The organism is Streptomyces sp. CO7 (genome assembly GCF_053474865.1).
On the sequence record NZ_JBRIOU010000004.1, the window covers coordinates 1053777 to 1061327 of the forward strand.

Below are 7551 nucleotides of genomic sequence, written 5' to 3' on the forward strand. Positions count from 1 at the left end.
GCCGCCGCGCGGTTGCTGAAATGCTGGACCCGTGGAGAACGTGGAGGACAACAGCGTGCGGGTGGTCATCGCCGAGGACTCGGTGCTGCTGCGGGAGGGACTGACGCGGCTGCTCACCGACCGGGGCCACGAGGTGGTCGCGGGGGTCGGCGACGGGGAGGGTCTGGTGAAGACCGTCTCCGATCTCGCCGCCAGGGGCGAGCTGCCCGACGTGGTGGTGGCCGACGTGCGGATGCCGCCCACCCATACGGACGAAGGGGTGCGGGCCGCCGTCCGCATCCGTGTCGACCACCCCGAGGTGGGGGTGCTGGTCCTGTCGCAGTACGTGGAGGAGCGGTACGCCACCGAGCTGCTGGCGAGCTCCAGCCGGGGTGTGGGGTACCTGCTCAAGGACCGGGTCGCCGACGTGCGGGAGTTCACCGACGCGGTGGTCCGGGTGGCGCGGGGCGGGACGGCGCTGGACCCGGAGGTGGTGGCCCAGCTGCTCGGGCGCAGCCGCCGGCAGGACGTCCTGGAGGGTCTGACCCCGCGCGAGCGCGAGGTCCTGGGGCTGATGGCGGAGGGGCGCACCAATTCGGCGATCGCCCGCAGGCTCGTGGTCAGCGACGGCGCGGTGGAGAAGCACGTCAGCAACATCTTCATGAAGCTGGGCCTGTCCCAGAGTGACGGGGATCACCGCCGGGTTCTAGCGGTACTCCGGTACCTGAACACATGACCGATGTCACTCTGGACCGAGGGACCCTTGTTGACAAATTGTCAACAGGACGGCTCCCCTCGCGCTTCGCGCCATACGGTGCGGAGCGAATGACATAGGAAGGCAGCCCTTACAGACTTAGGGTTGAAGCGGGAGCGGCCGGCCGAAGGCGACTCCCGTACTTGCCGCCCAGGGAGGTCCAGTTCAGTGACCAGCCAGGTCAGTACAGAGCGTGAACCGGCAGCGGTGAAGGACGTCCGCCGGCTGGAACGGGTGGTCATCCGGTTCGCGGGTGACTCGGGTGACGGAATGCAGCTCACCGGCGACCGTTTCACCTCGGAGACGGCGTCCTTCGGCAACGACCTGTCGACCCTGCCCAACTTCCCCGCCGAGATCCGCGCCCCCGCAGGCACCCTCCCGGGCGTCTCCTCCTTCCAGCTCCACTTCGCGGACCACGACATCCTCACCCCCGGCGACGCGCCGAACGTGCTGGTCGCCATGAACCCGGCCGCCCTCAAGGCCAACCTCGCCGACCTGCCGCGGGGCGCGGAGATCATCGTCAACACCGACGAGTTCACCTCCCGCGCCCTGCAGAAGGTCGGTTACGCCGTCGACCCGCTGGACGACGGCACGCTCGACGGCTACCAGGTGCACCCGGTGCCGCTCACCACCCTGACGGTGGAGGCGCTGAAGGAGTACGGCCTCACCCGTAAGGAGGCCGAGCGCAGCAAGAACATGTTCGCGCTCGGACTGCTGAGCTGGATGTACCACCGGCCGACCGAGGGAACCGAGGCGTTCCTGCGGAAGAAGTTCGCGAAGAAGCCGCAGATCGCCGAGGCGAACATCGCGGCCTTCCGGGCGGGCTGGAACTTCGGCGAGACGACGGAGGACTTCGCCGTCTCCTACGAGGTGGCCCCGGCGTCGAAGGCGTTCCCGCCCGGCGTCTACCGCAACATCTCCGGCAACCTGGCGCTGTCCTACGGCCTGGTCGCCGCGGGGCGGCAGTCCGGGCTGCCGCTCTACCTGGGCTCGTACCCGATCACCCCGGCCTCCGACATCCTGCACGAGCTGAGCCGGCACAAGAACTTCGGCGTGCGCACCTTCCAGGCCGAGGACGAGATCGCCGGCATCGGGGCGGCGCTCGGCGCGGCCTTCGGCGGCTCGCTGGCGGTCACCACGACCTCCGGGCCGGGTGTGGCGCTGAAGTCGGAGACGGTGGGCCTCGCCGTCTCGCTGGAGCTGCCCCTGCTGATCGTGGACATCCAGCGCGGCGGCCCGTCGACCGGTCTGCCCACCAAGACGGAGCAGGCGGACCTGCTCCAGGCGATGTACGGCCGCAACGGCGAGGCGCCGGTCCCGGTGGTCGCCCCGCAGACCCCGGCGGACTGCTTCGACGCGGCGCTGGAGGCGGCCCGGATCGCGCTGACCTACCGCACCCCGGTCTTCCTGCTCTCCGACGGCTACCTCGCCAACGGCAGCGAGCCGTGGCGGGTGCCGGACGTGGAGGACCTGCCGGACCTGCGGGTGGAGTTCGCCGACGGGCCGAACCACACCACCGAGGACGGCGTCGAGGTCTTCTGGCCGTACAAGCGCGATCCCGAGACGCTGGCCCGCCCCTGGGCGGTGCCGGGCACGCCCGGTCTGGAGCACCGGATCGGCGGCATCGAGAAGCAGGACGGCACGGGCAACATCTCCTACGACCCGGCCAACCACGACTTCATGGTCCGCACCCGCCAGGCCAAGGTCGACGGCATCGCGGTGCCCGACCTGGAGGTCGACGACCCGGACGGCGACGCCCGGATCCTGGTGCTCGGCTGGGGCTCCACCTACGGCCCGATCACGGCGGCGGTCCGTAGGCTGCGCGGCATCGGCCACCCGGTCGCCCAGGCCCACCTGCGGCACCTGAACCCGTTCCCGGCCAACCTGGGCGAGGTGCTGCGGCGCTACGACAAGGTCGTCGTCCCGGAGATGAACCTGGGCCAGCTCGCCTCGCTGATCAGGTCGAAGTACCTGGTCGACGCCCGTTCCCACACCCAGGTCAACGGCATGCCGTTCAAGGCGGAGCAGCTCGCCTCGGCGCTGAAGGAGGAACTCGATGTCTGAGACGTCCGGGACCACCGCGTCCGGCAACGCCCTGCTGTCGCTGGTCCCCAAGGCGGTCGGCCGGCAGTCCATGAAGGACTTCAAGTCGGACCAGGAGGTCCGCTGGTGCCCCGGCTGCGGCGACTACGCGGTCCTCGCCGCCGTGCAGGGCTTCATGCCGGAGCTGGGGCTGGCGAAGGAGAACATCGTCTTCGTCTCCGGCATCGGCTGCTCCTCCCGCTTCCCGTACTACATGAACACCTACGGGATGCACTCCATCCACGGGCGCGCCCCGGCCATCGCGACCGGGCTGGCCACCTCGCGGCAGGACCTGAGCGTGTGGGTGGTCACCGGTGACGGCGACGCGCTCTCCATCGGCGGCAACCACCTGATCCACGCCCTGCGCCGGAACGTCAATCTGAAGATCCTCCTCTTCAACAACCGGATCTACGGACTGACCAAGGGCCAGTACTCCCCCACCTCCGAGCTCGGCAAGATCACCAAGTCGACGCCGATGGGCTCGCTGGACGCCCCCTTCAACCCGGTGTCGCTGGCGCTGGGCGCGGAGGCGACGTTCGTGGCGCGCACGGTGGACTCCGACCGCAAGCACCTCACCGAGGTGCTCCGGCAGGCCGCCGCCCACGAGGGCACGGCGCTGGTGGAGATCTACCAGAACTGCAACATCTTCAACGACGGCGCCTTCGACGTGATCAAGGACCGTGAGCAGGCGCAGGAGGCGGTGATCCGGCTGGAGCACGGGCAGCCGATCCGCTTCGGGGCCGACGGCGCCAAGGGCGTGGTGCGCGACCGGGCCACCGGCGACCTGGTGGTCGTCGACGTCACCCCCGAGAACGAGGGCGACGTGCTGGTCCACGACGCGCACGCCACCTCGCCGACCACCGCGTTCGCGCTCTCCCGGCTGGCCGACCCGAACACCCTGCACCACACGCCGATCGGCGTGCTGCGGTCGGTGGGCCGGCCGGTCTACGACGCGCTCATGGCGCGGCAGCTGGAGGACGCCGTCGAGCGGCAGGGCGAGGGCGACCTGGGCGCGCTGCTGGCGGGCGGCGACACCTGGACGGTCGCCGGCTGAGAGCCGGTTGAGAGTCCGCACTCCGGCGCACCCCGCCTGTCAGGACCGTATGTCGATACGGGAATGACAGGCGGGGTGCTCGGCGTTACCTTCCGGATGGTGCCGACGCTGTGGGAGCGAGGCAGCCAGAAGGAGGAGAGATGGCACAGCCGGCGCCGCGGAGCGAGAACAAGATCGGTCTGCTGAACGGATTCGCCGCCTACGGCATGTGGGGCCTGGTCCCCCTGTTCTGGCCGCTGCTCAAGCCCGCGGGAGCGATCGAGATCCTCGCGCACCGGATGATCTGGTCGCTGGTGCTGGTCGGCCTCGTGCTGCTGGTGATGCGCCGCTGGGCCTGGGCGGGCGAGCTGATACGACAGCCCCGCAAGCTCGCGCTGATCACCCTGGCCGCCGCGGTGATCACGGTGAACTGGGGCGTCTACATCTGGGCGGTCAACGCCGGCCAGGTGGTGGAGGCGTCCCTCGGCTACTTCATCAACCCGCTGGTCACCATCGCCCTCGGCGTGCTCCTCCTCAAGGAGCGGCTGCGGCCCGTGCAGTGGGCGGCGGTCGGCGTCGGCGCCGCCGCCGTGGTGGTGTTGACGGTCGGCTACGGCCGGCTGCCGTGGGTCTCGCTGACCCTGGCCTTCTCCTTCGCCGCCTACGGCCTGGTCAAGAAGAAGGTGAACATCGGCGGTCTGGAGTCGATGGCCGCCGAGACCGCGATCCAGTTCCTGCCCGCCCTCGGCTACCTGCTGTGGCTGAGCTCCCGGGGCGACTCCACCTTCGCCACCGAGGGCGCCGGGCACGCCGCGCTGCTGGCCGCCACCGGCGTGGTCACCGCGGTCCCGCTGATCTGCTTCGGCGCCGCCGCCATCCGGGTCCCGCTGTCCACGCTGGGCCTGCTGCAGTACCTGGCTCCGGTCTTCCAGTTCGGACTGGGCGTCCTCTACTTCCACGAGGCCATGCCGCCGGAGCGCTGGGCCGGCTTCTCCCTGGTGTGGCTGGCCCTCTCCCTGCTCACCTGGGACGCGCTGCGCACCGCGCGCCGCTCGGCCCGCGCCCTGCGCGCGGCGGCGGCCGCGGCGGTGGCGGTGTCCCCGGAGGACCCGGCGGCGCTGCCCGAGGGGGCGACGGCCTTCCCGAAGCCCGCGGGGCCCGTGGAGTCCGTGGCGTCCGCCGAGGCGACGCGGGAGCGCACGGCCTGATCGCTCGTTCCGGTTGCGCGCGCCCTTCCACCACCCGTAAGAGTGGTGGCATGACGGAATCCGCGGTGCCTGTCCACTGGAAGCTGGTCGTCGACGCAGCCGATCCGCACGCCCTGGCCGACTTCTGGGCGGCCGCCCTGCGCTACGTCCCGGAGGACAACAGTCCCTTGGTCGAGAAGCTGCTGAGCGCCGGCGTGGTGCCCGCCGAAGCCACCCTGGAGTGGCGGGGCCGCGCCGCCTGGCGGAACCTCGCGGCGGTCCGGCATCCGGAGGACCCCCACGACGAGGAGTCCGGGACGGGCCTGGGGCGGCGGCTGCTGTTCCAGCGGGTTCCGGAGCCCAAGACCGGCAAGAACCGCCTGCACATGGACCTGCACCCCGGGAACGGGGTGCGGGAGGCCGAGGTCGAGCGGCTGACCGCGCTGGGCGCCCGGGTGCTGCGCGAGGTCCGCGAGCAGGGCGGCGCCTGGACGGTCATGTACGACCCCGAGGGCAACGAGTTCTGCGTCCACTGATCCGGCGGGGCAGCGCTCCGGCCGACGGGGGCCTGTGGAAAACTCCGGCGCCGTCGGTCCGTCCGCCTATGGTGGAGGAAGGTCTACAGGGACGGGCGGTACAGGTGTGACCACGGCAACGGTGACGGAGACGGGCGCGACGGGCGCGGGCGGCCCCGCGCTCGAGACGCTGCGCAAGGTCTTCGGCTACGAGTCCTTCCGCGGCGAGCAGCAGGCCGTGGTCGACCACGTCGTCTCCGGCGGGGACGCCGTGGTGCTGATGCCCACCGGCGGCGGCAAGTCGCTCTGCTACCAGATCCCCGCCCTGGTCCGCCCCGGCACCGGCGTGGTGGTCTCGCCGCTGATCGCCCTGATGCAGGACCAGGTCGACGCCCTGCGCGCGGCCGGCGTGCGGGCCGGTTTCCTCAACTCCACCCAGCACTTCGACGAGCAGCGGCTGGTCGAGGCCCAGTTCCAGGCCGGCGAGCTGGACCTGCTCTACCTCGCCCCGGAGCGGCTGCGCCTGGAGTCCACCCTCAACCTCCTCTCCCGGGGCCGGATCTCCCTCTTCGCCATCGACGAGGCGCACTGCGTCGCCCAGTGGGGCCACGACTTCCGCCCCGACTACCTGGCGCTGTCGGTGCTGGGCGAGCGCTGGCCCGACGTGCCGCGGATGGCCCTGACGGCGACGGCCACCCGGGCGACGCACGAGGAGATCACCCGCCGGCTCGGCCTGGGCTCCGCCCGGCACTTCGTCGCCGGGTTCGACCGGCCGAACATCCAGTACCGGATCGTGCCCAAGGCCGAGCCGAAGAAGCAGCTGCTGGCCTTCCTGCGCGAGGAGCACCCGGGCGACGCCGGGATCGTCTACTGCCTCTCCCGGAACTCCGTGGAGAAGACCGCCGAGTTCCTCACCGCCCACGGCGTCGACGCGGTGCCGTACCACGCCGGCCTGGACGCCGGGACCCGCGCCGCCCACCAGGCGCGCTTCCTGCGCGAGGAGGGCCTGGTGGTGGTCGCCACCATCGCCTTCGGCATGGGCATCGACAAACCCGACGTGCGGTTCGTGGCCCACCTGGACCTGCCGAAGTCGGTCGAGGGCTACTACCAGGAGACCGGCCGCGCGGGCCGCGACGGGCTGCCCTCCACCGCCTGGATGACGTACGGCCTCAACGACGTCGTCCAGCTGCGGAAGATGATCCTCTCCGGCGAGGGCGACGAGGCCTTCCGCCGCCGCGCCCAGGCGCACCTGGACGCCATGCTGGCCCTGTGCGAGACGGTCCGTTGCCGCAGGGAGCAGCTCCTCGCCTACTTCGGCCAGGAGGCCGCCGAGGAGAGGTGCGGCAACTGCGACACCTGCCTCGCGCCGCCGGAGACTTGGGACGCCACCGTGGCCGCCCAGAAGGCGCTGTCCACCGTGGTCCGGCTGGAGCGGGAGCGGCGCCAGAAGTTCGGCGCCACCCAGATCACCGACATCCTGCTCGGCAAGCGCACCGCCAAGGTGATCCAGTTCGACCACGACCAGCTGTCCGTCTTCGGCATCGGCGAGGACCTGGCCGAGGGCGAGTGGCGGGGCGTGATCCGGCAGCTGCTGGCCCAGGGCCTGCTGTCGGTGGAGGGCGAGTACGGCACGCTGGTGCTGACCGAGGGCAGCGCGGCCGTGCTGCGCGGCGAGCGGCAGGTGCCGATGCGCAAGGAGCCGAAGAAGGTGCCCTCGGCGCGGGGCGAGCGCAGGGCCAAGGCCGCGGCGGCCGTGGCGGAGCTCCCCGAGGAGCTGCAGCCGGTCTTCGAGGCGCTGCGCGGCTGGCGGGCCGAGCGGGCCCGGGAGCAGGGCGTCCCCGCCTACGTGATCTTCCACGACGCGACCCTGCGGGAGATCGCGGCGGCGCGCCCGTCGTCGGTGGAGGAGCTGCGCGGCATCAGCGGCATCGGCGAGAAGAAGCTGGCCACCCACGGCGAGAGCGTCGTCGAGCTGCTGACCTCGCTCGACGCCTGAGGCAC

Annotated in this window: 6 protein-coding genes; all 6 read left to right on the top strand. The window is 71.4% G+C overall.

Features of this window, described 5'->3' with window-relative positions; all coding sequences use genetic code 11:
* Window positions 1-55: 55 nt before the first annotated feature.
* Window positions 56-715 carry a response regulator transcription factor gene (locus ACOV8S_RS17650; protein ID WP_351111012.1) on the top strand — a complete coding sequence of 220 codons (660 nt, stop codon included), beginning with the start codon at window positions 56-58 and terminating at the stop codon, window positions 713-715.
* 186 nt (window positions 716-901) lie between these two features.
* Window positions 902-2797, top strand: a complete 1896-nt coding sequence (locus tag ACOV8S_RS17655; RefSeq protein WP_448318718.1) for a 2-oxoacid:acceptor oxidoreductase subunit alpha — start codon at window positions 902-904, stop codon at window positions 2795-2797.
* A complete protein-coding gene (locus ACOV8S_RS17660) occupies window positions 2790-3869 on the top strand; it encodes a 2-oxoacid:ferredoxin oxidoreductase subunit beta (protein ID WP_448318720.1) in 1080 nt (359 codons plus the stop codon). The genes ACOV8S_RS17655 and ACOV8S_RS17660 overlap by 8 nt, the downstream gene beginning before the upstream one ends.
* Before the next feature lie 140 nt (window positions 3870-4009).
* Window positions 4010-5056: an EamA family transporter RarD gene (rarD, locus tag ACOV8S_RS17665; RefSeq protein WP_448318721.1), complete on the top strand. Its 1047-nt coding sequence runs from the start codon at window positions 4010-4012 to the stop codon at window positions 5054-5056.
* 50 nt (window positions 5057-5106) lie between these two features.
* A complete protein-coding gene (locus tag ACOV8S_RS17670; protein WP_448318722.1) occupies window positions 5107-5571 on the top strand; it encodes a VOC family protein in 465 nt (154 codons plus the stop codon).
* 106 nt (window positions 5572-5677) lie between these two features.
* Entirely contained in the window at window positions 5678-7546 is a 1869-nt protein-coding gene (gene recQ / locus ACOV8S_RS17675) for a DNA helicase RecQ (protein WP_448318723.1), read from the top strand.
* The last annotated feature ends 5 nt before the right edge of the window (window positions 7547-7551 follow it).

Bases quoted from the DNA above. Each gene is read 5' to 3' on its own strand.
- ACOV8S_RS17670 (WP_448318722.1), top strand. From the start codon at position 5,107: ATGACGGAATCCGCGGTGCCTGTCCACTGGAAGCTGGTCGTCGACGCA.
- ACOV8S_RS17660 (WP_448318720.1), top strand. From the start codon at position 2,790: ATGTCTGAGACGTCCGGGACCACCGCGTCCGGCAACGCCCTGCTGTCG.
- rarD (WP_448318721.1), top strand. From the start codon at position 4,010: ATGGCACAGCCGGCGCCGCGGAGCGAGAACAAGATCGGTCTGCTGAAC.